21 protein-coding genes, 1 tRNA gene and 1 pseudogene are annotated in these 23,960 nt (G+C 66.7%); 8 read left to right on the top strand and 15 right to left on the bottom strand.

Features of this window, described 5'->3' with window-relative positions:
• Window positions 1-25 precede the first annotated feature (25 nt).
• Window positions 26-904 (top strand): hypothetical protein, encoded by an 879-nt coding sequence (locus IHE57_RS00760; protein WP_209370123.1) that lies wholly within the window; start codon window positions 26-28, stop codon window positions 902-904.
• 2 nt (window positions 905-906) lie between these two features.
• Window positions 907-1,248 carry a cupin domain-containing protein gene (locus IHE57_RS00755; protein WP_209324398.1) on the top strand — a complete coding sequence of 114 codons (342 nt, stop codon included), beginning with the start codon at window positions 907-909 and terminating at the stop codon, window positions 1,246-1,248.
• 72 nt (window positions 1,249-1,320) lie between these two features.
• Here IHE57_RS00755 and IHE57_RS00750 read toward each other — a convergent pair whose 3' ends face one another.
• The 4 genes from IHE57_RS00750 to IHE57_RS00735 form a co-directional block, all read right to left on the bottom strand.
• Window positions 1,321-2,697: an NAD-dependent succinate-semialdehyde dehydrogenase gene (locus tag IHE57_RS00750; RefSeq protein WP_209370122.1), complete on the bottom strand. Its 1,377-nt coding sequence runs from the start codon at window positions 2,695-2,697 to the stop codon at window positions 1,321-1,323.
• 253 nt (window positions 2,698-2,950) lie between these two features.
• Window positions 2,951-4,873: a selenocysteine-specific translation elongation factor gene (gene selB, locus IHE57_RS00745; protein WP_209370121.1), complete on the bottom strand. Its 1,923-nt coding sequence runs from the start codon at window positions 4,871-4,873 to the stop codon at window positions 2,951-2,953.
• Window positions 4,866-6,185: an L-seryl-tRNA(Sec) selenium transferase gene (gene selA, locus IHE57_RS00740; protein ID WP_209370120.1), complete on the bottom strand. Its 1,320-nt coding sequence runs from the start codon at window positions 6,183-6,185 to the stop codon at window positions 4,866-4,868. Before selA ends, selB begins: the two co-directional genes overlap by 8 nt.
• 61 nt (window positions 6,186-6,246) lie before the next feature.
• A tRNA-Sec gene (locus tag IHE57_RS00735) sits at window positions 6,247-6,341 on the bottom strand.
• A gap of 91 nt (window positions 6,342-6,432) precedes the next feature.
• Here IHE57_RS00735 and selD point away from each other — a divergent pair.
• Window positions 6,433-7,419 (top strand): selenide, water dikinase SelD, encoded by a 987-nt coding sequence (gene selD, locus IHE57_RS00730; RefSeq protein WP_209370118.1) that lies wholly within the window; start codon window positions 6,433-6,435, stop codon window positions 7,417-7,419.
• Window positions 7,420-7,472: 53 nt separating this feature from the next.
• Here selD and IHE57_RS00725 read toward each other — a convergent pair whose 3' ends face one another.
• From IHE57_RS00725 to IHE57_RS00685, 8 genes and pseudogenes are all read right to left on the bottom strand, one after another.
• Window positions 7,473-7,703 (bottom strand): hypothetical protein, encoded by a 231-nt coding sequence (locus tag IHE57_RS00725; RefSeq protein ID WP_209370116.1) that lies wholly within the window; start codon window positions 7,701-7,703, stop codon window positions 7,473-7,475.
• Window positions 7,704-7,982: 279 nt separating this feature from the next.
• Window positions 7,983-9,260, bottom strand: a complete 1,278-nt coding sequence (nrfD, locus tag IHE57_RS00720; RefSeq protein WP_209370114.1) for an NrfD/PsrC family molybdoenzyme membrane anchor subunit — start codon at window positions 9,258-9,260, stop codon at window positions 7,983-7,985.
• Window positions 9,257-10,420 (bottom strand): 4Fe-4S dicluster domain-containing protein, encoded by a 1,164-nt coding sequence (locus IHE57_RS00715; protein ID WP_209370112.1) that lies wholly within the window; start codon window positions 10,418-10,420, stop codon window positions 9,257-9,259. Before IHE57_RS00715 ends, nrfD begins: the two co-directional genes overlap by 4 nt.
• Before the next feature lie 476 nt (window positions 10,421-10,896).
• Window positions 10,897-14,055 (bottom strand): annotated as a pseudogene (gene fdnG, locus IHE57_RS00710) (formate dehydrogenase-N subunit alpha); the annotation flags it as partial.
• Window positions 14,056-14,178: 123 nt separating this feature from the next.
• Window positions 14,179-14,883 (bottom strand): class I SAM-dependent methyltransferase, encoded by a 705-nt coding sequence (locus IHE57_RS00700; RefSeq protein WP_209370108.1) that lies wholly within the window; start codon window positions 14,881-14,883, stop codon window positions 14,179-14,181.
• Window positions 14,880-15,308 carry a thioredoxin gene (trxA, locus tag IHE57_RS00695; RefSeq protein WP_209370106.1) on the bottom strand — a complete coding sequence of 143 codons (429 nt, stop codon included), beginning with the start codon at window positions 15,306-15,308 and terminating at the stop codon, window positions 14,880-14,882. Before trxA ends, IHE57_RS00700 begins: the two co-directional genes overlap by 4 nt.
• Window positions 15,309-15,423: 115 nt before the next feature.
• Window positions 15,424-16,170: an ABC transporter permease gene (locus IHE57_RS00690; protein WP_209370104.1), complete on the bottom strand. Its 747-nt coding sequence runs from the start codon at window positions 16,168-16,170 to the stop codon at window positions 15,424-15,426.
• Between the two features lie 4 nt (window positions 16,171-16,174).
• A complete protein-coding gene (locus IHE57_RS00685; protein WP_253719814.1) occupies window positions 16,175-17,227 on the bottom strand; it encodes an LCP family protein in 1,053 nt (350 codons plus the stop codon).
• Window positions 17,228-17,796: 569 nt separating this feature from the next.
• Here IHE57_RS00685 and IHE57_RS00680 point away from each other — a divergent pair.
• Both IHE57_RS00680 and IHE57_RS00675 read left to right on the top strand, forming a co-directional pair.
• A complete protein-coding gene (locus IHE57_RS00680; RefSeq protein ID WP_209324411.1) occupies window positions 17,797-18,000 on the top strand; it encodes a cold-shock protein in 204 nt (67 codons plus the stop codon).
• 185 nt (window positions 18,001-18,185) lie between these two features.
• The gene (locus tag IHE57_RS00675; RefSeq protein WP_209370100.1) at window positions 18,186-18,812 is read left to right on the top strand and encodes an HAD family hydrolase; all 627 of its coding nucleotides are present in this window, start codon (window positions 18,186-18,188) and stop codon (window positions 18,810-18,812) included.
• A gap of 28 nt (window positions 18,813-18,840) precedes the next feature.
• Here IHE57_RS00675 and IHE57_RS00670 read toward each other — a convergent pair whose 3' ends face one another.
• On the bottom strand, window positions 18,841-19,683 hold the full coding sequence (locus IHE57_RS00670; protein WP_209370098.1) for a MurR/RpiR family transcriptional regulator: 843 nt from the start codon (window positions 19,681-19,683) through the stop codon (window positions 18,841-18,843).
• Window positions 19,684-19,794: 111 nt separating this feature from the next.
• Here IHE57_RS00670 and IHE57_RS00665 point away from each other — a divergent pair, with 111 nt between their 5' ends.
• Together IHE57_RS00665 and IHE57_RS00660 are read left to right on the top strand one after the other, a co-directional pair.
• Window positions 19,795-20,712 carry an isoaspartyl peptidase/L-asparaginase family protein gene (locus IHE57_RS00665; protein WP_209370096.1) on the top strand — a complete coding sequence of 306 codons (918 nt, stop codon included), beginning with the start codon at window positions 19,795-19,797 and terminating at the stop codon, window positions 20,710-20,712.
• A 49-nt stretch (window positions 20,713-20,761) separates the two neighbouring features.
• Complete coding sequence (locus IHE57_RS00660; RefSeq protein WP_366933813.1) at window positions 20,762-22,318, top strand: AbgT family transporter; 1,557 nt, start codon at window positions 20,762-20,764, stop codon at window positions 22,316-22,318.
• Window positions 22,319-22,400: 82 nt separating this feature from the next.
• On the opposite strand, the gene IHE57_RS00655 is transcribed toward IHE57_RS00660, so the two are convergent.
• On the bottom strand, window positions 22,401-22,904 hold the full coding sequence (locus IHE57_RS00655) for an SRPBCC family protein (protein WP_209370094.1): 504 nt from the start codon (window positions 22,902-22,904) through the stop codon (window positions 22,401-22,403).
• A gap of 62 nt (window positions 22,905-22,966) precedes the next feature.
• Here IHE57_RS00655 and IHE57_RS00650 point away from each other — a divergent pair, with 62 nt between their 5' ends.
• Window positions 22,967-23,464 (top strand): GNAT family N-acetyltransferase, encoded by a 498-nt coding sequence (locus IHE57_RS00650; RefSeq protein ID WP_209370092.1) that lies wholly within the window; start codon window positions 22,967-22,969, stop codon window positions 23,462-23,464.
• A 102-nt stretch (window positions 23,465-23,566) separates the two neighbouring features.
• On the opposite strand, the gene IHE57_RS00645 is transcribed toward IHE57_RS00650, so the two are convergent.
• Window positions 23,567-23,908, bottom strand: a complete 342-nt coding sequence (locus IHE57_RS00645) for an ArsR/SmtB family transcription factor (protein ID WP_209370090.1) — start codon at window positions 23,906-23,908, stop codon at window positions 23,567-23,569.
• Window positions 23,909-23,960: the final 52 nt, after the last annotated feature.

Genomic DNA, 23,960 nt, shown 5'->3' with positions numbered 1-23,960 from the left:
CGCGACTCCGCCGTAGGCTGGTCCCATGCCACCGTCGCTGCCCTCAGACGCCGCTCGAGCCACACGCTCGTATCTTCGAGCCGCGGACCGTCTTCTGCCCGGAAGCGTGGTCGCCTGCGCCGTCGGCGGCTCACTCGCCCTCCGCTGCTACCGTCCCGGCCGCAGCGATATCGACCTCGTCGCCGTCGTCGCCGACGAGTGGGCGACACGCGCTGATCTCATCCGCCGCCTGCGCCTGCTTCACCTCTCGCAGATGCCGCATCTGGCGCTGAGAGCAGTCCGCGGCAAAGGTATCAGCGCGTGCTGCAACACTGTGTTCATCAGGCAATCGGACATCAGTCGACCCGTCAGCGCGATCTCGCCGATCGCCTCGCATGTCGGCGAGATCTTCGAGCCCGGGGCGGGCTTCGATGTCAATCCCGTGGTCTGGAAGGAACTCGTCGACGGCGGCATCACCATTCGAGGTCGGTCCGTCGACCGATGGGGCCTCGACCCGGAGCCCGACTCGCTGCGTCCCTGGATCCGCTCGAACCTGCGCAAGTACTGGGCACCGTTGGCTGCACAGCTGCGCACGCGGCCTCGGACCACTGCCCGGGCCCTCCCGGCCCGGCAGGGCCTCTCAGCAGGAAGTGTCGAATGGTGCGTGCTGGGGCCCGCCCGCATGCACCACACGCTCATGACCGGGAAGATCATCGGCAAGGAGCGCGCGGGAATCCACATGCTCGAGGCGTTTCCCCAACATGCCCCCATCACCGAGGTGGCCCTGGCCAAGATCCGTGGAGAGCGAATCCCCTCTCCATCGTCGCGCCAGGAACGGCGGGCCCTGACCGCCTCTGCGATGGGCGACGTCCTCGCTGCGACTGTCGGGTATCGTGGATCACACTCCGACGACCCTGAGGACTGAACGTGGCTGACCTGAATGAACTGACCGAATCCCACTTGGCGCTTGCACGCGAGAACGAGAACGGACGCAGTGCCGAACTCGTCGCCCACGACGGCGAGCTGCGCCAGACAGTGATCGCTCTGGCAGACGGTGTCCGACTTCCGGCTCACAACTCGCCGCCCGCGGCCAGCATCCAGGTGCTGGTCGGAAGCATCAGAGTCGAACTCGATGAGGAGATGCAGGGGGAGTTCGGGGCCGGCGAGCTCTGGATCCTCACCCATGAGCGCCACTCGGTGCTGGCCCTGGAGGACTGCGTATTCCTGCTGACCACCGTGACCAGCGTGGACAAGCCCTCCTACTCCTGACCGCCGCCACGTGGCCGCGATCCCGCGGGCGCGCGGCGTCCGCGGGCCGCACCCGCGGACGCCGCGGGAGCCTTACTTCGCGACGAAGTGGAGGCGCTTGTTGACGAACTCGCCCATCCCGATCGGGCCCATCTCGCGGCCGAAACCGGAGCGCTTGACCCCGCCGAAGGGGATCTCGGCAGCCTCGGCGGCGATGGTGTTCACATGCGTCATGCCCACCTCGAGGCGGGCTGCGACCTTGTCGGCACGCGCCTCGTCGGTGGAGAAGACCGATCCGCCGAGGCCCAGCGCGCAGTCATTGGCCAGCTCGAGGGCCTCCTCATCGCTGGAGACCTTGTACACGGTGGCGACGGGCCCGAAGATCTCCTCACCATAGGACTCCGAGTCCCGGGGCACGTCGACGAGCACCGTGGGCGAGTAGTAGGCAGCCGGTCCATCGGAGAGCTCACCGCCGACGAGCACCCGGGCGCCAACGGATACGGCCTTCTTCACCTGCGCGTCAACGGTCTCGGCCGCGGTGCGCGAGGACAGAGGCCCGTACTCTTCCTCTTTGAGGCTCGCGGGGTCGCCCGGCTTCAGCCCTGTCCCGAGACGCACGAGTTCGGCGACGAACTCGTCGTAGATGTCGTCCATGACGATAAGCCGCTTGTTCGAGTTGCACACCTGACCGGCGTTGTAGACCCGGAACTCCCAGGCCTCGCGGGCGACAGCGGCGACATCCTCGGCGTCGAGGACGACCATGGGGTCGATGCCGCCGAGTTCGAGCACGGCCTTCTTGAGGTTCTGGCCGGCCTGTGCGCCGATGATCGCCCCGGCCCGCTCGGAACCGGTCAGGGACACGCCCTGGACGCGGGAGTCCGCGATGATCGACGCGATCTGGTCGTGGTTCGCGAACAGGTGCGAGTAGCCGCCCTCGGGCACACCGGCGGCGCGGAAGATCTCTTCGATGAGCAGCGCCGAGCGACCGCAGATGTCAGCATGCTTGAGCATGATCGTGTTGCCGAGCACGAGGTTCGGCGCAGCGAAGCGAGCCACCTGGTAGTAAGGGAAGTTCCACGGCATGACGCCGAGCAGCGCACCGATGGGCAGCGCCTCGATGCGGGCAGTGCCGGGGATGGTGCTCGGGATCTGGTAGTCCGTGGCCAGACTGGGCCCGTGGACGCCGTAGTACTCGATGATGTCGGCGGCGAACTCGACCTCGTCGACCGATTCCTCATAGGACTTGCCCATCTCGGCCGAGATCGTCTTCGCGAGTTCGTCCTTGCGCTCGTGGAAGATCTCCGCGGCCCGGCGCACGATGCCCGCGCGCTCCTGGATGTCTGTGTCCTTCCAGGTCAGGTATGTGCTGTGGGCGGAAGCGACGACGCTTTCGATCTCGGCATCGGTGGCTTCGGGGAAGGTTTCGAGGATCTCGCCGGTGGCGGGGTTCTGGACACGGTAGTTCGACATAGAATGCAGCTCCTTGCAGGTGCGGTGTTCATGAATGTGGTCGCAGATGCGATCAGTGGAAGTGTGAGGCATCGCCGGGGGCCGCGAAAGTCGATGTGCGGCAGCATCGCCGATCCTCACCTGGACGGTCGAGGAATCATCGCAGTCAGTTATCACCCATGCCATCGACGGTAGCGCCCTGAACGGACGCGAACGATAATGTCACCATTGATTGTAATACAATATCGCGCCCATCGCCGAGACTGTCCCGAGCTCATCGAGCGACCTCCCGAAGGGTGGTGTCGAGTCGCCGGGTCCACCCGCGTCCGTCGAGATGCTCGAGCAGCGGGATGACGGTCCTTCGTGTCGTGTTCAGCGCCTGCCTGGCCTGGCTCGTCGTGAATGGCTGGGTCAGCCCTGCGAGCACCCGCATCGCCTGTGCGGGCGAGCGGGGAGAGACGACGATCCCCTCGCCGAGGCGCAGCACCCGTCCCGCCTTCTCCGCGACCGCGAGCTCCCGCGCTCCGAGTCCGAGTTCGCGCAGGTCATCGGCTTCCGGAGCGGAGAACGGTTCGGTCGCCAGACGCCTCTCGAGTTCGGCGATCCCGGCCTCGGCCGCGCCGAGATCGGCGGTGTGGCCGGGTGGTCTCACCATGCCATCGGCCGTCTCCAGTCCGGCACGAGAGATGATCTCTGTCAGCAGGGTGCGGGTGTCTGCGTTCTGAGCCTCGGGCAGGGGCGGGTGCACCCGGCGCAGGGCCTCGCTCAGCGCCTTGACGGGGACACCGGCGGCCATCGGCCGTGCCTTGAGCTCGCGCGCGACCAGGGTCTTCGCCGCTTCGACCCATGCAGAAGCAGTGGGCGCGTGGACGAACCAGCCGCCCACGGCCTCGACCTCGGCGGGCAGGGCCTCGGTCTCGGGCTGAACGCCGCCTGCGGGCTGAGCCGCGGTGTCGGACGCCGGCTGGTTCGGCACCTGCAGCCCGAACCGGGTGAGGACGGCGCGCTCGACGGCTCCGCGGCGGGCCACCTCGGCGAGAAGATCGCCTGTCGCCGGGCGGTCGGCCAGCTCCCGCGCACGACGGGCACCGTCGCCTCGCCGACTCAGCGCGGGCGGGTCGACGTCGAGGACGAGGAGTCCGGCGAAGACATTGCGGCTGCCCGGCGCACGCAGCACGATCCGGTCCCCCACCTGCAGCGGCAGGGGCCGGTCGAGGGTGAGGCGAGCGTGTTCCGCGTCGAAGGCACGCAGGCGGACGGATACGGCGGCCGTGCCGATGTGGGCCATGAGCTCGATGACACCGGCATCGAGGGGCTGGCCCATGGTGCGGCGGACGTCGAGGACCTCGACGATCGGCCACGCGCCGGGAGTGAGCAGGGCATCGCCGCGGTGGAGCTCCTCGGCGGGGACGTCGCGGAGGTTCACGGCCACGCGGGACTGCGGGGCCACCTCGGCGGAGGAGGAGTTCCGGGACTGCAGCCCGCGCACTCTCACCGTCCGGTCGACGGTCTCCCCGTACAGGCGGACGGTGTCGCCGGTGCGCAGGCTGCCGGCCGTCAGAGTGCCGGTGGTGACGGTGCCTGCGCCCTTGATGGTGAACGCCCGATCGACCCACAGGCGCACCCGCGCCGAGGCGTCCGGGGACGGGGCCGCGTGCGTGACCTCGTCGAGGACGGCGATGAGTTCGGGCAGGCCCTCGCCGGTCGTCGCCGACACCGTGACGATGGGGGCGTCCTCGAGCGGCGTGCCGCGCAATCGGGCCCTGACCTCGGCTTCTGTGGCGCCGATCGTGTCCGGGGCGAGGTCGGCGCGGGTGATGACGACGAGGCCTTGGGTGATGCCGAGTGCGGCGATCGCGTCCCTGTGGTCGCTCGATTGGGCCTGCCAGCCCTTGTCGGCGGCGATGACGAAGCAGACGATGGGGGCGGGGCCGAGCCCGGCGAGCATGTTCGCGAGGAACTTCTCGTGCCCGGGTACGTCGACGAAGGCGAGTTCCCGGCCCGAGGGCAGGGTGGTCCAGGCGAAGCCGAGGTCGATGGTCAGGCCGCGCTTCCTCTCCTCCGCCCAACGGTCGGGCTCCATTCCGGTCAGGGCGCTCACCAGGGTCGACTTCCCGTGGTCGACGTGTCCGGCGGTCGCGATGACGAAGGTGCCGGGGCTCTTCGCCGCTTCGGGAGTATTCGCCGGCTCACTCATGGCGGCTGTCCAGGGCTCGGGCGATGGCGGCGGCGACGGACTCGTCATCGGCTTCGGGCACGCATCGGAGATCGACGAGGCATCGTCCCTGGTGGACGCGGGCGACGATCGCGGGATCGCCGAGGCGCAGCGCCTGGGCGCAGTCCTCAGGCAGTTCGACGGCCCAGCCGGGCAGGGGCACTCCGGGGGCTCCCCCGCCGCCGACCCGCCCGTCGTGGGGCACGGCTGCGGCACCGACGGCCTCGGCGAGGCGTTCGGTGCGAGCGCGCAGCCGATCGGGGTCGATGTGGAGGGCGTCGTGGATCGGGTTGATGGTGTGCGTGATCGTCGCTTCGAGGGCGGCGAGGGTGAGTTTGTCCGTGCGCAGCGCCCTGGCCAGCGGGTGCTCGGCCAGTGTCTGCACCGCCTCGGCGCGGCCGAGCACGAGGCCGGCCTGGGGGCCGCCGAGGAGTTTGTCACCCGAGACGATGACGAGATCGGCACCGGCCCGCAGCGCCGCATCGATGTCCGGTTCATCGGGCAGCGACTCATCGGGAGAGAACAGTCCCGAGCCGAGGTCGACGATGAGCGGAAGATCGTGCTCGGCGGCCAGCCCTGCCAGTTCGGACACCTCGACGGAGGCGGTGAATCCTTCGACGCGGAAATTGCTCGTATGCACTTTGAGCAGGCTTGACGTGTCCTCACCGAGGGCGTCGGCATAGTCGGCCAAGTGAGTGCGGTTCGTCGTTCCGACCTCCCTCAGACGCGCCCCGGTCGTGGTCATGAGGTCGGTGAGTCGGAAGCCCGCGCCGATCTCGATGAGCTCGCCGCGGCTGATGACGATCTCACTGCCCGAGGCAGCGCCCCGCAGTGCCGTGACCGCGAGCAGCAGAGCTGCCGCGCCGTTGTTGACGACGAGGGCGTCCTCAGCGGCCGGGCAGGCTCGCAGCAGTGCGGCCTTGGCTCCGGTTCCGCGCTTGCTGCGCTTGCCGGTGACCAGGTCCATCTCGACATCGACGTACCCGGCCGCCTCGGCGACCGCCCGCGTCGCGGCCGGCGACAGCGGGGCCCGGCCGAGGTTCGTGTGGACGAGGATTCCGGTGGCGTTGAGCACCGGGGTCAGGGAGGAGGCCGAACGGGAACCGAGCCTGGAGACGATGGTGGGGGTCACCTCGGCGACGGGGATCCGACCGGTGCGCGCGGCGGACTGCACCTCGGTGACGGTCGCCTTGATCGTCGCCTGATTGAGGTGCTCACCTGCGGCGACGACCTCCGGCAGGGCGAGGAGACGGTCTGTGCGCGGAATGCTGCGACGAGGGTCCGACTCGACCATGGGCCTCCTCCTCGGTGCGGGTTCGCCGACGGCCCCGCCTGACCGACGGGACCGGTGTGATTGGCGGAGGCGGACGGGAATCGAACCCGCCAGACCGAGATGCTCGGTCTCACCGGTTTTGAAGACCAGGGCGCCCACCAGGACACGGACGCCTCCACTGCAGAATCCTACCGTGTTCGACCGCATCGGCGAGTTCGCCCCTCGGCCTCCGGTGACGGGCCTTCGCCGCCGGTGTTAATGTCGCGGTATGACTGAGATCCACGACCGTCTGACCTCGTTCGCCCACGGCGGAGGATGCGCCTGCAAGATTCCCCCGGGCGAGCTCGAGGACGCGGTGCGCGGACTGGTCGGACAGCCGGGTCCTGATGTCCTCGTCGGCCTCGACGACGGCGACGATGCTTCGGCCGTGCGAGTCCGTGACGATCTCGCAGTGCTCTCGACCGCGGACTTCTTCACACCCGTCATCGACGATGCCTACGACTGGGGACGCATCGCCGCGGCGAATGCGCTCTCGGATATCTACGCGATGGGCGGGACGCCTGTCACGGCGATCAACCTCGTCGGCTGGCCCCGGGAGAAGCTGCCGATGGAGCTGCTCACCGAGGTGCTCCGCGGCGGACTCGATGTCGCCGCAGCGGCGAACTGCCCGGTCGCCGGCGGACATTCGATCGACGATCCCGAGCCGAAGTACGGGATGGCCGTGACCGGCATCGCCCACCCGAACGAGCTCATGCGCAACGACGCCGCCGAGGCTGGCCTGCCCCTGACGCTGACCAAACCGATCGGCGTGGGGATCCTCAACAATCGGCACAAGGTCACCGGCGAGACCTTCGACGAGGCGGTCGCCACGATGACCGCGCTCAATGCCGACGCCGCGCGTGACGCGGTGGCAGCAGGGGTGCGTGCGGCCACGGACGTCACGGGATTCGGCCTGCTCGGGCACCTGTTCAAGATGGTTCGGGCCTCAGGCGTGGGCGCGGTGCTCGACGCGTCCGCTGTGCCCCGCCTCGGCGGAGTCGACGAATCGATCGCCGCCGGGTACGTCTCAGGCGGGACGAGGCGCAACCTCGACTGGGTGCGACCTCACCTCACCGCAGAGGATTCGGTCAGCGAGGACGATCTGCTCCTGCTCGCCGATGCCCAGACCTCCGGCGGCCTGCTCGTCGTCGGAGAGCTGCCCGGCCATCCCGTCATCGGTGAGATCGTCGCGGGCTCGGGCATGCACGTGCGGTGAGTTTCGCCAGGGGCACTTCACACTAAGATGCGGGTGCAACCAGTCTTCGGCTGCTATTTCCTCTGACTGGGCGGGGTCACTTCCTCGTCTCGGAACTGGCGGAAGCTGGACATGAAGAACCAGAAGAAGGCACCAGTGAGTAGGCCGCCCAGCAGTGTCTGCCACCAATTGAATGACTCGCTGCTCCAGCCCAAAAGATCCATGCCGAAGTAGACCAACGGAAAGAGCAGAGCCACGCCCACACCGCTTTTCAGGCTTTCGCGGTCCTTGAGCAGCTTCTTCATAGGTTTCTCACGCTACCGGAAACGTCGCATTCCGCAACATGCCTTGGTGCATGCGCGGCAATGATGGCTTCTCGGCGCTGGCTTCTGCACCGCACTGTGCCACGTCATCGAGAACCCCGCGCCCGTACCGGCAAAACCACCCTGTGCACCGGTGCGTAGTGGCAGGAACGGTGTGGGATGCCGCGCTAAGTGTAGGAAGAGTAGCTGCCGGTGAAGGATGCTCGCGGGAGCAGGCAGGCGGCAGGAGTGGTGTCGGACGCCGCGCGTGACGACAAGAACCTACCGGCCGGTGGTGATCGAGTCGTCGATGATGCCGGCCGCGCGGCGCTCTTCGAGGCGAGCGCGCTGCGGTTCGACGACGTGACGCGGGTCCTTCGTCGATTCGATGCCTGCCTCGAGCACTCCGAACCGGGTGTACGCCGAGGCCGCCGCGAGTGCCGCACCGGAGACGACGGACAGTCCGCGCAGCACAGCTCGGGTCTTCCAGCTGCGCTTGCCAGAGGCGGCGTGCCCGTTGACGCTGCCCATGGCACCGGCAACAGCGCTGAGAACGCCGCTGCCAGGAGTCCCGGCACGAGGAGCCATCTTCTTCGCGAACACCCTGGTTCCCACCTCGGCGACGGCTGTGCCGATGGCACCGGCGATGAGCAGCTTCTCGGCCCGGTCGAGCTTGCGGCCGGGCTCACCGTCTTCGAGGGGATCGACCTCGGCAGGATGCATGCCCTTCTTCATCCGCTCCATCGCCACCATCTCGCCTGCGGCACCGGTCAGCGCCAGCAGTCGAGCAGGTCCTGTCTCACGTACAGGAGCCAAAGCCATGCCCGCTCCTCCGGCGGCCATGGAGGCTGATGCCACGAACACATACGACAGGCCGTTGCGTCCGGCCGCGTTCCAGGTGGGCACCGCGGTATCGCCGAGCAGCGCGCCCGTGTAGGCGGCCAGAGGCGTGGCGAAGAGAGCGGACTCGATGGCGACAGGCGTTTCGAGCGCGTGGAGCACGCGGCGCAACGGGCCCAGGGGCAGGACCTTCTCGCCGGTGAGACGATCGACTTCGATGGCGGTCAGCACGCCCGAGCCGACGCCGAACCCGGACAGGATCCAGGTTCCCAGACTCATCGGCGAGGAGACCTTGAACACGCGCATCATGTTGAGGAAGCGCTCGGGCCGGCCGAGGTCGGCGACGAGCGCCGCTCCGCCGACAGCAGTCGCGGTCATCGCCGTCAGTCGGCTCGCGATCCGCAGCCGCGGGCGGTCACTCAGCTGTGCGCCCAGACCCAGCAGCGACGAACCTCCGGCCAGTCCGCCGAGGAAGAGATAGAGCCCGATCTCGTTGCCCCACGGCGGGGCCTTGACGATGGGCCGACCGTAGTACGAGCTGAACTCGACGTCTTCGACCATCGGCATCTCACGGTTGCCGTCGGCACCGCGGTTCTTCCATCCCTGACCGGGTCGACCACCGGCACCTCGACCGCCGCCGGGACGGCCGCCTCGGCGACGTTTCCGGCGACCGCCTTCGGGCTCGGGCGGACGGTAGGAGTCGTATTCGGATGTGCTCATGAACGCCGGCTCCCGAGGAACGAGAGTCCGGCCGCGGCGATCATGCCCAGCGCCGCGATTCCGGCGTTGGCGTACATCTTCGGCAGATCCTTCGTCGGCACCCGCGGGTCCGGCGGCAGGCCGTAGACCTCGGGCTCGTCGAGGATGAGGAAGACCGAACCGGTGCCGCCGACCCCGTCGTTGGGGTTCGCACCGTAGAGCCTGGCCTCGGTCAGTCCCTTCTTGTGGAGTTCGGCCACGCGTTCGTGTGCCTGGTCGACCATGTCCGCACGGTCACCGAACTTGATCGACTGCGTCGGGCAGGTCTGCGCGCACGCGGGTTCCTGCCCGTCGACGAGACGGTCGTAGCAGAGCGTGCATTTGTTGGCCGTGCCCTTGTCCGGCACATCCATGTCCGCGGCCTTGCGATCGTCGCGGTCGGTGGGCGTGTTGATCGTGCCGTCATCACGGCGTTCGATGACCCCGAACGGGCAGCCGGCCACACAGGTGCCGCAGCCGTTGCAGACGTCGTTCTGGACGACGACGGTGTCGAATTCGGTGCGGAAGAGTGCTCCGGTCGGGCACACGTCGAGGCAGCCGGCATGGGTGCAGTGCTTGCACACATCCGAGGACATCAGCCAGCGGAAGTCCGCTGTGTCCGGCGGCGTCGTGTCGACGCCGGTGAAGTCATCCGGGTCGGTGGGTTCCAGTGCGCCCGGAGCCAGCAGGTCGACGCCGAGTTCCGGCGTCGTGGGCAGGCCGGCACTGGTCCGCCCCTCCGCCGCCGCGCCGAGCGCTCCGTCGAGAGGTTGCGCGCCGGAGGTTTCGTCGGTCCGGGGACGCACCGTGGGCATGCCGAGGTTGACGAGCTTGCGTCCGGACTCACGGGCCTGTTCGATCCGCTCGGAGTCCTGTTCGATGAAGGCGACATGGCGCCAGGTGTTCGCGCCGAGGCTGCCCGTGTTGTCGTACGAGGAGCCGAGAAGTTCGAAGGTGCCGTCCTGCGGATTGTGGTTCCATTCCTTGCACGCGACCTCGCAGGCCTTGCAGCCGATGCAGATCGACGTGTCGGTGAAGAACCCCTTGCGATTGTGCTTCGCGTCGTGCCAATGGCCGTCCGCGAGAGCACCATCGTCGAATGGATTCTGTGCCGCATCGGTGCCGAGAGTCTGAGCCGACATCATTCCTCCTTCCCCTGTGAGCCGTCATCGCCGGGATCCTCACTGTCCGAGCCCGGTTCCTCGCCGTCACTGCCGGGATCCTCGCCGTCAGCGCCGGTCGGATCGTCGGCACTTCCATCGGGCGAACCGTCGGCTCCGTCGAGCGTCCCGTCGTCCGCGGCAGAGATCGATGAGCCGTCGTCAGAGGCTCTCTTGGCGGTGAGGTCCTCGTCCGTTGCACCGGCGGGACGGATGTCGACCGGGCCCCGACGATCCTCCGCGCTGTCGCGCAGTCGCACGTCCGGATCCTGATCGGACCCGCTCTCGGTCCCGACGTCTCCGTCCTCGTCGCGACGGCCCGGGCCTCCGCCGTAGGTGCGGCTCGGGGACACACCGACTGCGGAGTCTCCCCCGCGGTCGCGGTGACCGCCGGAGTGCGCTGATCGGTCGGCATCGGCGGACTCGGCCACGATCTCCTCGGAGACGGTGACGTGGGCATTGCCCGATTCGGGGCTCAGACCCGCGCTGGCCTGGTACTTCTCGACGAAGTCGACGAGCTCGGGACCGCGGGGGCGGCGACCGGGCACGACCGCGCCGGCGACGTACTTGCTGTTCTGGATGAAGACGTTCGGGTCCATGGTCACGCCGAGCAGATCGTTCGCCGAGTCGCCCTCGACCACAGCGCCGGTTCCGCCGACGCCCCAGTGGTAGGGCAGGCCGATCTGGTGGACCGTCTTGCCGCCGATGTTCAGCGGCGTCATCCGCTTGGTCACGAGCACCCGAGCCTCGATGGCGCTGCGCGGTGAGACGAGCGTCGCCCAGCCGTAGGGCTCGAGCCCCACCTCGGCGGCGAGCTCCGGCGAGACCTCGCAGAACATCTCCGGCTGCAGCTCCGAGAGGTACGGCAGCCAGCGGGACATGCCTCCTGCAGTGTGGTGCTCGGTCAGCCGGTAGGTCGTGAAGACGTACGGGTAGACCTCGGAGCCGGGATAGCCGGCACCCGGTGCAGAAAGGTTGTCCTCGCGTTTCATCGTCAGACGTGTCGGACTGTTCTGCTGCTCGTAGAGCGGATTGGCCACAGTCGATTCCTGCGGCTCATAGTGAGTGGGCAGAGGTCCGTCGACCATGCCGCTGGGCGCGAACAGCCAGCCCTTGCCGTCGGCCTGCATGATGAAGGGGTCGTCACCGTCGAGGTGGCTGGGACCGCCGTAGAACTGCTCCGAGCGGGCAGACGGTGCGCGGTCGATCGGGAAGTCGGGAACATCGGATCCGACCCACCGCTGGCGGTCCTCGTCGAACCAGACGTACTTCTTCCGTTCCGACCAGGGTTTCCCGTCCGGTGCCGCAGAGGCGCGGTTGTAGAGGATGCGACGGTTGAGCGGCCAGGCCCAGGCCCATTCCAGGGCGGTCTCGTCCTGTTCCTCCCGAGGTTTGCGGCGCGCGGCCATGTTCACGCCCCCGGCGTAGATGCCCGCATAGATCCAGCAGCCTCCCGCCGTGGTGCCGTCCGCGGTCATCTCATTGAAGGTCGCCAGCGGCTGGCCGTCCTTCTCCCCGCCGACGTGGTAGCCGTTGATCTCCGCCAGAACCGATTCGGGATCGACCTCGCCTTCCTCGTCGACAGGATAGTCCCAGGTGAGGTCCAGGATCGGTCTGTCACGTGGATCGGTCGAGTCCTGCAGCTTCTCCCTGATCCTCTTGCCGAGGTGGAAGAAGAAGTCGAGTTCGCTCTGAGCATCGCCGGGCGGATTGACCGCCTTGTGGCGCCACTGGACGAGCCGCTGCGTCTGGGTGAACGTGCCGGCCTTCTCCGTGTGGTTGGCCGCCGGCATGAAGAACATCTCGGTGTCGATGTCCTCTGTCTTCAGCTCCCCGGTCTGGGTCTCCGGCCCGTCCTTCCACCACGTGGCGGACTCGATGAGGCTGAAGTCGCGTACGACCATCCATTTGAGGTGGCTCATCGCCATCCGCTGCATGCGCCCGTTCGCCGAACCCACGGCGGGGTTCTGGCCGAGCAGGAAGTAGCCGTCGACGCCGTCGGCGAGCATCCGTTCGGTGCTCTGATAGGTCCCGTGGGCGCCGTTGATGCGCGGCAGATAGTCAAAGGCGAAGTCGTTCTCCTCCGTCGCCGCATCGCCCCACCATGCCTTGAGCAGGTTGACCGCATAATTGCGGCCGTTGGCCCAGAATCCCTTGTGCGTCTCGGGCGTGCCGACGGCCGCGACGTAGTCGTCGAAGGAGTCGTGGACTCCCGCGCTCGGCATCGGCAGATAGCCGGGCAGCAGGTTGAACAGGGTCGGGATATCGGTCGATCCCTGGATCGTCGCATGTCCGCGCAGCGCCATGATTCCGCCGCCGGGACGACCCATGTTGCCCAACAGGAGCTGGAGGATCGAGGCGGTGCGGATGAATTGTGCGCCGAGGCTGTGCTGCGTCCATCCGACCGCGTAGGCGAAGCACGTGGTCCTCTCCCGCCCGGAGTTCTCCGTCACCGATTCGAAGAGGTAGTCGAAGTCCGCCGGCTCGATGCCGCAGTTCTCCGCGACCACCTCGGGCGTGTAGCGCGAATAGTGATGCTTGAGGATCTGGAAGACGGTCCGCGGGTCCTCCAGGGACGGGTCGGTCGCGGGTGCACCGTGCTCGTCGGTCTGATAGGACCATGTGGAGTTGTCGTAGGAGTTCGTGTCGGGGTCGTAGCCGGAGAACAGCCCGTCGAGGTCCTCGGTGTCCTGATAGTCGGTGCTGATGAGGTTCGCTGCGTTCGTATAGGCACGCACGTACTCTTCGAAGTGCTTGCCTTCGGTCAGCACACGGTTGATGAGCGCGCCCAGCAGCACGATGTCGGAGCCCGCCCTGATGGGGACGTGCTTATCGGCGATCGCAGTGGTGCGCGTGAAACGAGGATCGACGTGGATGACGCGGGCACCTCGGGCCTTGGCCTCGGTCACCCATTGGAAGCCCACGGGATGGCACTCGGCCATATTGGAGCCCTGGATGATGATGCAGTCCGCATTCGCCATATCCTGGACGGGTTGTGTGGCGCCGCCTCGCCCGAACGAGGTTCCCAGACTGGGAACCGTGGCGGAGTGTCAAATGCGCGCCTGGTTCTCGATCTGGATTGCGCCCGCCGCCGTGTAGAGCTTCTTCGCGAGGTAGTTCTCCTCGTTGTCGATGGTCGCCCCGCCGAGGCTGGCGATCCCCATCGTCCGACGCAGGGGGTGGCCCTTGTCGTCGACGTCCTCCCAATGGTTGCGGCGGGCTTCGATGAACCGGTCGGCGATCATGTCGATCGCGGTGCCGAGCTCGATCTTCGTCCAGTCCTTCGCCCGCGGGGCACGGTAGAGGACGTCGGTGACGCGACCGGGGGAATTGACGAGCTGTTCGCTGGCCGCGCCCTTCGGGCACAGCCGACCGCGCGAGATCGGCGAATCCGGGTCGCCTTCGATCTGGACGACCTTGTCGTCCTTGACGAAGACCTTCTGCCCACAGCCGACAGCGCAGTAGGGGCACACGGACTGGACGACCTTATCGGCCGTGCTCGTGCGCGGGGTGATGTCTCGGGTCTTCTGGGACACGACTGATTCTCCGCGTCCGGTGATATCGGATGAGCGGAACTGCCGTAGTACCGGCCACTCGAGGAAGCTGAACCGAGCCATGGCTCAACCATAGTCCCAAGTGCGCCGAATGTGCACTAGGCACGCCTTACCTGGCCAGAGCATCATCGTCCCTCCGCGCGACCGGCACCGCTGGCCCGAGGATCCGCCCGCCGAGGCGGGTGCTCAGATCCGGCGGGCGAGCAGAACCGCGTCCTCGAGTTCGGCGGGTTCACCCTCGGGGGAGGTCACCTGCCGGGTGCGGGTCTCGGCGAGTTCGATCTCCCAGCGGTCGGGGCTGGCCCCGATGAGCAGAGCGAAGTCCCCGTTCGGACTCACGGGTTCGTGGTGGTGCTCCATCCCGTGTTCGAACTTCTCATCGTGCTCGGCCGCCCACGGCGGCATCGTCGCATGCGAGACGAGCAGGAGCGCACCGCCGGGCGCCACGTGCGCAGCGACACGGGTCAGCAGCTCCTCCCGCGTGTCGGGCAGGCGGGTGTGGAGGAAGAATCCGGTGACGAGGTCGAACCCGCCTCGGCGATCACCGTTCTCCGGCCCCCAGGTGGAGACATCGGCGACGGCGAAATCGGCGCGGGCTCCGCGCTCCTCGGCGGCCCTGCGGGCGCGGTCGATGGCCGTGGTCGAGAGGTCGATGCCGGTGGCGTCCCAGCCGTGCTCGGCCAACCAGATGACGTCGGCGCCCTCTCCGCAGCCGACGTCGAGGACGCGGCCGGGGGCCATATCGCCGACAGTGGCCACGAGGGCCTCGTTCGGGTTGCCCGACCACACGGGGTCCTCGGACCCGGAGTAGCGCTCCTCCCACGCCGCAACGGAATCCGGCACTCCGTCAGGCGGGGTGTGTGCTGTGTTGTCGGCGGCGTGGTCGCTCACTGCTCGGTGCCCGGGTCGTCCGGGATCGAATCGGGAGAATTCGCGTCGGTTTCGGCTGACCCGGCGGCGTCCTGCTTGGCCAGTTCGGCGCGGACCTCATCCATGTCGAGGCCCTTGACTGCGTTGATGACCTGTTCGAGCTGAGGCGCGGCGAGCGCGCCGGGCTGGGCGAAGACGACGATTCCTTCGCGGAAGGCCACGAGGGTCGGGATCGAGGAGATCGCGAAGAGTCCGGCCAGCTGCTGCTGGGCTTCGGTGTCGATCTTGCCGAAGACGATGTCTGGGTTGGCCTCGGCGGCCTGCTCGTACACGGGGGCGAACTGCTTGCACGGACCGCACCAATCGGCCCAGAAGTCGAGGAGGATGATTTCGTTGTCGTTGATGGTCGACTCGAAGTTGTCTTGCGTGATTTCGATCGTAGACATGCGGGCCAGTCTAGGGGGTGCGGATGAGTGCTCACTGGACAGTGGTGCCCGCGGAGTCATCGCGTGCGGCCGCCGATCGGTCCGCCCACTGCTCCGGTCCAGGCAGCCGACCGGCTCAGTGCTCGGGCGCCGGCAGACGGCCGGCACCGGCGGCGATGGAGGTCCCGAGGACGGCGGTGACGGCTCCGGCCAGCACGAGTGCGGCCAGGACGACGATCTGGAATTCCGCGGCTTCGAACGGTGAGGCACCGCCGAAGAGGGCGCCGACGAATGCTCCCGGGAGGGTGACGAGGCCGGTGTTCTTCGTCTGGTCGAGGCCCGGCAGCAACGCCTCGCGGATCGAATCCTGCCGCAGACGCTGCACGGCCCGGCGCGGCCTGGCGCCCAACGACAGCCAGGCTTCGATCTCGCCGACGCCCGTGCGCAGGTTCGCCGCGAACCGGCGCATCGCCAGCGTCGCGATCGTCATCGAGTTGCCGATGACGATCCCCGCGATCGCGATGACGCGTTCGAACTCTCGCTCGACGAGGCCGAGTGCGAGTACCAGCGCCAGTGTCACGAGTGCTCCGACGACGACTCCCACCACGGCTCCTGCCGGTCCGCGGGGAAGCTCTCGAGCACGTCGCAATGAGGTCAGCGAGGCGGTGGTGAGCATGAGAGCGATGAAGGCGAACACGGCCCACCACGCGCTGAGCGCACCCTGAAGGATGAACGCGATAAGGGCGAGCTGGACGATCGCCCGGATGATCGCCACGATCGGCAGCCACCCGAGCCCCACCTCGGCGAACCCGAGGATGACAACGGCGGCACCGACGAGTACGACGACGCCGAGGAGGAAGGGCAGAAGCTCGTCGACCGGCACGGGGTCAGTCTACGAGGTCGGCGATCGGCTCGTCGTCGATGATGGCGGTGAACACGTCCTCGGCCTCGGGGGCGCTGACGACGCGGTTGGGGTTCTCCGGCGCCGGTGCCCAGGGCATGATCTCGAAGTTGATCGCGTCCTCGGGCACCGAGGAGGCCGTCGAGGCCAAGGAGGCGAGAGCGGTGACCGAGTCGAGGTCCTCGTCAACGCGCAGAGAGGAGGTGACGGCGTCGAGGAAACTGTAGAGCCTGTCGGGTCGGCTCAGTGTCCGGGTGCTCTTCGCCCGATCGATGATGGCCTCCATGACCATCTGCTGGTTGCCCATACGGGAGATGTCGCTGCCGTCGCCGACCGCATGACGGGTTCTGGCCAGGGCGAGGGCGTCCGTGCCATCGAGCATCTGCTCTCCAGCGGGGAGATCGAGTTTCGCCTTCTCGTCCTGGAGCGGTTCGTCGAGGTCGACGGGGATGCCGTCGAGGGCGTCGACGATCGTGGCGAAGCCGTCGAAGTCGACTTCGATGAAATGGTCGAGCCTCACGCCGGTGAGCTTCTCGACGGCGGAGACGGAGCAGGCGGGGCCGGCGTTGAGGGCCGAGTTGATCATGCCGTGGAACGCCTCCGAACCTCCATGGCCGGTGTCCTCGCAGGCGGGAACGTCCATGATCGTGTCGCGGGGGATCTGGACGGCATCGATGCGCGAGTCGTCGGCGGCGACATGGGCGAGGATCATCGCATCGCTGCGGGCGCCTTCGGCACTGCCGTAGCCGGGCGCGGAGCCCCCGTCCTCGGCGGATTCGAGGTCTCTGGTGTCGGAGCCGAGGATGAGCACATTCGTCTCGTCCGTGAGCTTCTCGGGCACACCGCTCTCGGTGCCGGCGCGCAGGGGTGCCGAGGAGATGTTCGAACTGAGATTGTGCACGGCCGCGACAATGGTCACCGGTACGGCGATGACGAGGATCGCCAGGGTCGCGACGACTGTGCGCCGCCTGCGGTACTTCGCTGCGAGCCGACGCCGGCGTCTCGGGCCGATCGACGATGTGCCGTGGGAGAAGTCCAACTTCCTTCGCTCCTGCATTCGGGGGCCTCGGGCAGATTGCATACAATCCTAGGGCCTCTGATCGGGAACTGTCCGCCCGGAGCGATTCGACGGCGCCTCGCCTGCTCGTCGGAGCCGTTTGAGCACTCCGGCACCTCGCCTGGTCACCGAAGTGCCCTGGGCTCTGTTAGAATTGATCGTGTTCGTGCATCTGAGCATGTGCGAAGACGTGGCACTGGAGGCGTAGGTAGAATCGCTCGGTGCCGTGCTGTTGCCCGACCGGTGTGTGTCTACCGCCCGCGCCCCTCACGAATTTCACTTCTTCATCCAATTCCTCATCGACTTCCATCCGGCACCGTCGTGTGCCCCTTCGATACCGAGAGTCTCCCGTCGTCACTGCGACGATGGATCCCCCGCCCTCAGTGCAGCTGTGCTTCGCTCACATCCGGGCGACCTCGGTGCCCCACAGATTTTCGTTGGACCTGAGTCCCGGATTCAGTCCATCCAACGGGAAAGCCGGATCCGGCCACGGATCCGACCAGCAAGACCGCAGATGCGGTCATCAGTTAAAAAATAAGGATACAAAGATTATGGCTACAGGTACCGTGAAATGGTTCAACGCGGAAAAGGGTTTCGGATTCATCCAGCCTGACGACGGTTCGGCAGATGTCTTCACCCACTTCTCCGCGATCGAAGCCACCGGCTACCGCGAGCTCACCGAGGGTCAGAATGTCGAATTCGACTCCGAGATGGGTGCTAAGGGACTGCAGGCGACTCGCGTCCGCGGCCTCTGAGACTCTTGGTGAGTCTCACCCGAGACTTCTGAGAAACACAGCGGCTCTTCGCTGCGCACACCGAGCTTGTCCGAGACTTCGGACGCTCGGCTGTGCGCAGCGGAGGGTCGCTTTTCCATGCGCAGATGCTGCACGTCCGGGTAGCCTGGCTCTGACCGATCCACCCCCTCAGACAAGCAGGTGCCATGACCGCACACACCGGTGACATTCCGACCACGGTCGTCTTCGACCTCGGCAACGTCCTCATCGGCTGGGACCAGACCGGCCCGCTCGCCGATCGCATGAGCCCCGAACAGTGGCGCGACTTCGCCGCCGAAGCCGATTTCGCCGCACTCAACACCGCCTCCGACAGCGGCGTCCCCGTCGCCGAGGTGGTCGCCCGGGCCGCTGCACGCGATCCCCGGCACGGGGAGATCGTCTCCCTCTACTATGAACGCTTCGAGAAGTCCCTCACGGGACCGATCGAGGGAATGGCCGAGATCGTCACTGATCTCAAGGCCTCCGGGACGCGGCTGCTGGGCCTGTCGAACTGGTCGGCAGAGACATTCCACCATGCGCCGAAGGTCGCACCGGCGATCGCCGAGCTCGAAGACGTCGTCGTCTCCGGCCGCGAAGGGCTCATCAAACCCGATGCCGCGATCTTCGAGACTCTGCTCGAACGCTTCGACCTCGATGCCTCCCGGACGGTCTTCATCGACGATCTGCCGGCGAACGTCGAGGCCGCTCGCTCCCTCGGCCTCATCGGACTGGTCTTCGACGATGCACCGAAGCTGCGCGCCGAGCTCCGGGACCTCGGCCTGCTCACGGAATGAAGGCTGCGGGGCCGGGCCTGCTCGAGAATCAGTTCGACTTCTGCGAGGGGCGCAGCTCCTCCAGCGCGCGGAGGCGGTCGACGGCTCCGTCGATGCGGGTCGCGGCCTCGTGGACGATCGCCTCGATGAGTGCCAGGCACCCGACCTGACTGTCGAAGAACGACACGTCGACGGCGGCCTGCAAAACGACATCGGCGATTCCTGCGATCGGCGAGAGCCATTGGTCAGTGATGAGTGCGACCGATGCGGAGTTCCCCTTCGCCGCATCCGCGGCCTGAAACAGATGATCCTGGTACCGCCGCACATCGAGGACCAGCAGCACATCGTTTCTGCGCAGATCGGTCACTGCAGGCAGGTCGCGTCCCAGCGGATCCTCCAGGAAGACGACGTCCGGTCGCACCTTCGCCAGCTGCAGCTGGGCCACCCGACCGACCAAGCCGCTGTAGTGGCCGCCGGCGACGGCCACTCGGTTCGAGGTCTTCGACAGCAGCCTCACGAGCCGCTCGATTTCCGAGCTGGGATTCTGCTGGAACGTCCGTGTGATCAGAGCAGCCCGATCCGCTCCGCTTGAGGCGAATCCGCCTGAACCGTCGCGACGCGCGGTCTCCTCCTCGGCGCGGGCCAATGGGCTCGCCGACCGCGTCGTCAGCTCCGAGCGCAGACGGTCCTGCATCTGCCCGAAGCTGGCAAAACCGAGGTGGGTGCAGAAGCGGATGACGGAGGCCGCACTCGAATTGGCCGCACTCGCCAGGGAAGACGTTGTGCCGAGGCCGACGCTCGGGTAGTCGGCAAGCAGCGCACGGGCGATTCTGCGCTCCGTGGGGCTGAGCGAATCGATGGAGGAATTGATCATCTCCGCGACCGTATTCATGGACGTTTTCCTCCAGTGACTGAAATGTACATTTCAAATGTGATCTGTATTGCACAGATGAAACAAGTATGCCAAGATGTTTTCGCTCAGCACAAATGAAGGGAACATCACATGCCAGAAACCGTCCTCAGGTCGTTCGGCCAGGGAACCGAGCCGCTCCTCATCGTCCACGGTGGGGCGGGCCATCGATCCACCCCGCTGACCGAGGACGGGACCGCCAGCGCGCACGCCGCTCTGGAAAGGGTCCTCGCCGCCGGCCATGCCGTGCTCGCCGAGGGCGGTTCGGCAGTCGACGCAGTCATCGCCGCCGTCCGCGAGCTCGAGGACGCTCCCGATTTCAACGCCGGTCACGGCGCCGCTCTCACCTCGAGCGGAACAGCCGAGCTCGATGCTTCGGTGATGACCGGCGACGGAGCCTCCGGTGCGGTCGCGGGCGTGAGGACGGTGCGCAACCCGGTCACTGCCGCACGCGCGGTCATGGATCAGTCCGAGCATGTCCTGTTCGGTGCACCGACAGAGGCGCAGCTGGCCGAGTGGGGTGTCGAAACGGTCGACCCCGATCACTTCATCACCGAGAAGAGGCGCAGAGAGCTCGCCGCGTTCCAGAACCGTCCCGATCCCATGGACCAGCACGGCACCGTCGGCGCCGTGGCCCGCGATTCCTCCGGGCACGTGGCTGCGGCGACATCGACCGGAGGCATCGTCAATCAGCAGCCCGGCCGAATCGGCGACACCCCTCTGGTGGGTGCCGGAACCTTCGCCGATGACGCCACGGTCGCCGTCTCCTGCACCGGCACCGGGGAGGTCTTCATCACCGAGGTCGCAGCCCACAGCGTGCACGCTCGCGTTGAGCTGAGCGGAGCCGGCGCCGACGAGGCGACCGTGCAGGTTCTCGACCGCATCGCGGCACGGAACGGAATGGGCGGCATCATCGTCATTCCCGCCGAGGGGGCCGGACTCGCCGCCTACAACAGCGGCGACATGTTCTACGGTGCGGCCACCGCTGCCGGCTCGCACACCCACGTGTGATCCTGCCGGTCGCCGGCATCGCCAATTCCACCACCTGAGAAGGAGAATCGTGTCGATTCAAGCACCACCAGAGGAGGGCAGGCAGAGCCGCCTGTCCAGGGGAGTGATGAAGCTCCTCGAAGCCGTCGACAGAGCCGGCAACAAGCTCCCCCATCCGTTCTGGATCTTTGCCGGGCTCGCCGTCATAGTCGCGCTGCTCAGCGCGCTGTTCGCCCGATGGGGGCTGTCCTCGGTCAACCCGACCAACGGCGAGACCGTGGCCGTCAAGAACCTGCTCTCGACCGAGGGCGTGCATATGATGCTCGACGGTGCGATCGAGAACTTCGTGAACTTCCCACCGCTGGGACTCATCGTCGTCGTCGCACTCGGCGTCTCCGTCGCCGATGCCACCGGTCTGCTTCCCTCGCTCATGCGGGGGATGCTCTCCCAGGTGAATCCTCGCTACGTCACCTTCACGATCGCGATCACCGCGATGGCCGCTCAGATCGCCGGCGATGCGGCCTTCGCGGTGATGATCCCCTTGGCGATGATCGCCTACCGGGCGGTCGGACGCAGTCCGATCATCGGTGCCGTCGTCGCGTATGTCGCCGTCGGCGGCGCCAGCAGCGTGGGCCTCATCCCGACCGGCTCCGATGCCGTCTTCGCCGGACTGACGACCGCCGCCGCCCACACCATCGATCCGAGCTACAACGTCAACCCGCTGTCGAACTACTTCTTCTCGGCATCGTCGTCGATCGTGCTGGCGCTGTCGATCACCATGGTGGTCGAGCTGGTCGTCGCCAAGCGGGTCGCGGCTCTCGAAGCCGCCGAACCCTCGATCGATGCAGAGCCGCTGCCGGACATGAAGCTGGTGCCTGCCGAACAGCGGGGCATGGTGGGAGCGGGGATCGCCACGGTCCTCTTCTTCGGCCTGCTCGTGATCGCCGTCCTGCCCGCAGGCTCGCCGCTGCGCGGAGAGGGCGGAAGCGTCCTCGACTCGCCATTGATGAACAATATCGCCGTCATCATGATGCTGTTCTTCGCCACCGTCGGCGTCGTCTACGGTGTCATCGCCGGTTCAATCACGAAGTTCAGCGACATCCCCGAGCTCATGGCTCCGGGCGTCGCGGCCCTCGTGCCCGTCATGGTGCTCTTCTTCGCCGCCTCGCAGTTCCTGGCCTATTTCAAATGGACGAACATCGGACAGGTCATCGCGATCGAGGGCGCCGGTCTGCTCGACCGTCTCGGCGCTGCGCCGATCGTCATCTTCGTCGTCGCCGTGCTCTTCATCAGCTGCCTCAACCTGGTGCTCACCTCGGGCTCGGCCATGTACGCGTTCGTCGCTCCGGTCCTGGTGCCGATGCTCATGCTCCTCGACATCGCGCCGGAGACCACGCAGGCCATGTTCCGCATCGCCGATGCCCCGACGAACAGTCTCACACCCATGAGCCCCTACTTCGTCCTGGCCCTCGGATTCATCCGTCAGCACCGTCCCAATGCCGGCGTCGGCACGCTGATGTCGCTCGTACTGCCGATCGCTGTGGTCAACCTCGTCGTCTGGATCGTGCTGTTCATCCTGTGGTATCTCATGGGGCTTCCTCTGGGCCCGGGCGTCACAGCACGGTGAAAGAGCCCTCCCGCACGATGGGAGGACCCTCCCGGGCATGATCATTCCGGCGCCGAGGTTTCGCCTCGGCGCCGGAGCCGCGTCACCGACCGGCTTCGAAGTCGTCCTTCATCGCCATCAGGGTCCGGTGGATATTCAGACGCTGGAAGTCCGCGAAGCTCCGACCCCGCGTGACGATGCGGTCGAAGAGCCAGGCCGTCCAGTCCGGCCATCCGCGGCGGTCGTCGGTCCAGGTCTCGGTCACACGCGTCATCGAGCCGAGGTCCTCGAAATCATAGGACCACGTGGCATTGCTGCCTGCAAGCACCGGCGAGCGCGGTCCGATCCTGCGCACGGTGAAGGCAAATCGTCTGGCCGGTTCCGATTCGATGACCACACTCTCGGTCACCCATGTCGCCGGTCCCCGACGGTTGCTGCCTTCGAAGGTCTCGCCGACTGCCAGCGGCCGCTCGGGCGACTGGGTGCGGGCCTCCGTGTTCTCCGGGCTCCACCGCGGCATCTGCCTCGGATCGGCGACCTGCTCCCAGATCGCCAGCGCAGCCGCCTTGATGACCACACTGTCGCTGACCTGCATCGTTCGTCCCATGTCGCTGCCCTCTCAGTCTCAACTGTGTCCCTCGCACCCGGTACCGGGCGTAGCCTGAGCACATGCCTCTCATTGAAACACGACGCCTGCGCCTGCGTGAGATGAACGCCGACGATCTCGACGAGATGGCCGCACTTCTGGGCGATCCGAGAGTCATGGAGTACTACCCCAAAGCGAAGGACCGTGCCGAAGCCTCACAGTGGATCGCAAGGAACCGGCAGAGTTATGCTGAGAACGGCTTCGGACTGTGGACAGTGGAGACTCTCTCCGGCAAGTTCATCGGCGACTGCGGTCTTACTTGGCAGATCGTCAACGAGCGTCCTCATCTCGAAGTCGGTTATCACATCAAGGCGAGCGCGCAGGGAAACGGATACGCCACCGAGGCGGCACTGGCCTGCCGTGATCATGCCCGTGGCCTAGGTGTCAGCCAGAGGCTCATCGCAGTTGTCCACCAGGACAATCGGTCTTCCCAACGGGTCGCACAGAAGATCGGGATGCGCCCGGACTCCGCACTGCGTCACGCTTCACCGGTTCACGAAGTGCTCTCATTGGAACTGTGAAGTACGGCCACCGCGGCGATCGTGCAGGGGAACAAGAAACGGCTTCCGACTGATGGGCATCCATGCCGCCTGAAATACACACCGATGAGCACTGCATGAATGTCAGGAGGCGGACAGGAACGTCGTTACCCGTTCCAGCGTCTCAGCCTTGAGGGAGTAATACGACCAGATGCCGCGCTTCTCCCGGTGAAGCACTCCTGCATCGACCAGAATCTTCAAATGGTGCGAGACCGTGGGCTGACCCAAGCCCACCGGATCGATGAGATCGCAGACGCAGGCTTCGTTGCCTTCATGTGATGCGACAAGAGAAACGAGCCGCAACCGGGTGGGGTCGGCGATCGCTTTGAAGATTCTCGCGAACACCTGTGCATCCTCAACGCTCAGCGGGTCGCCCGTCAGCGTCGAGCAGCAGGTTTCAGGGGCAGACGATGTCCGTTCACTCATCACCCTTCCATTATGCCCATACATTGACTGATGTCGATATGTGGTGTTGAGA

This window comes from Brevibacterium renqingii, from assembly GCF_017808105.1.
GTDB lineage: Bacteria > Actinomycetota > Actinomycetes > Actinomycetales > Brevibacteriaceae > Brevibacterium > Brevibacterium renqingii.
The sequence above is the reverse complement of the archived record's forward strand: the minus strand, read 5'-3'. Positions and strand labels throughout refer to the sequence as shown.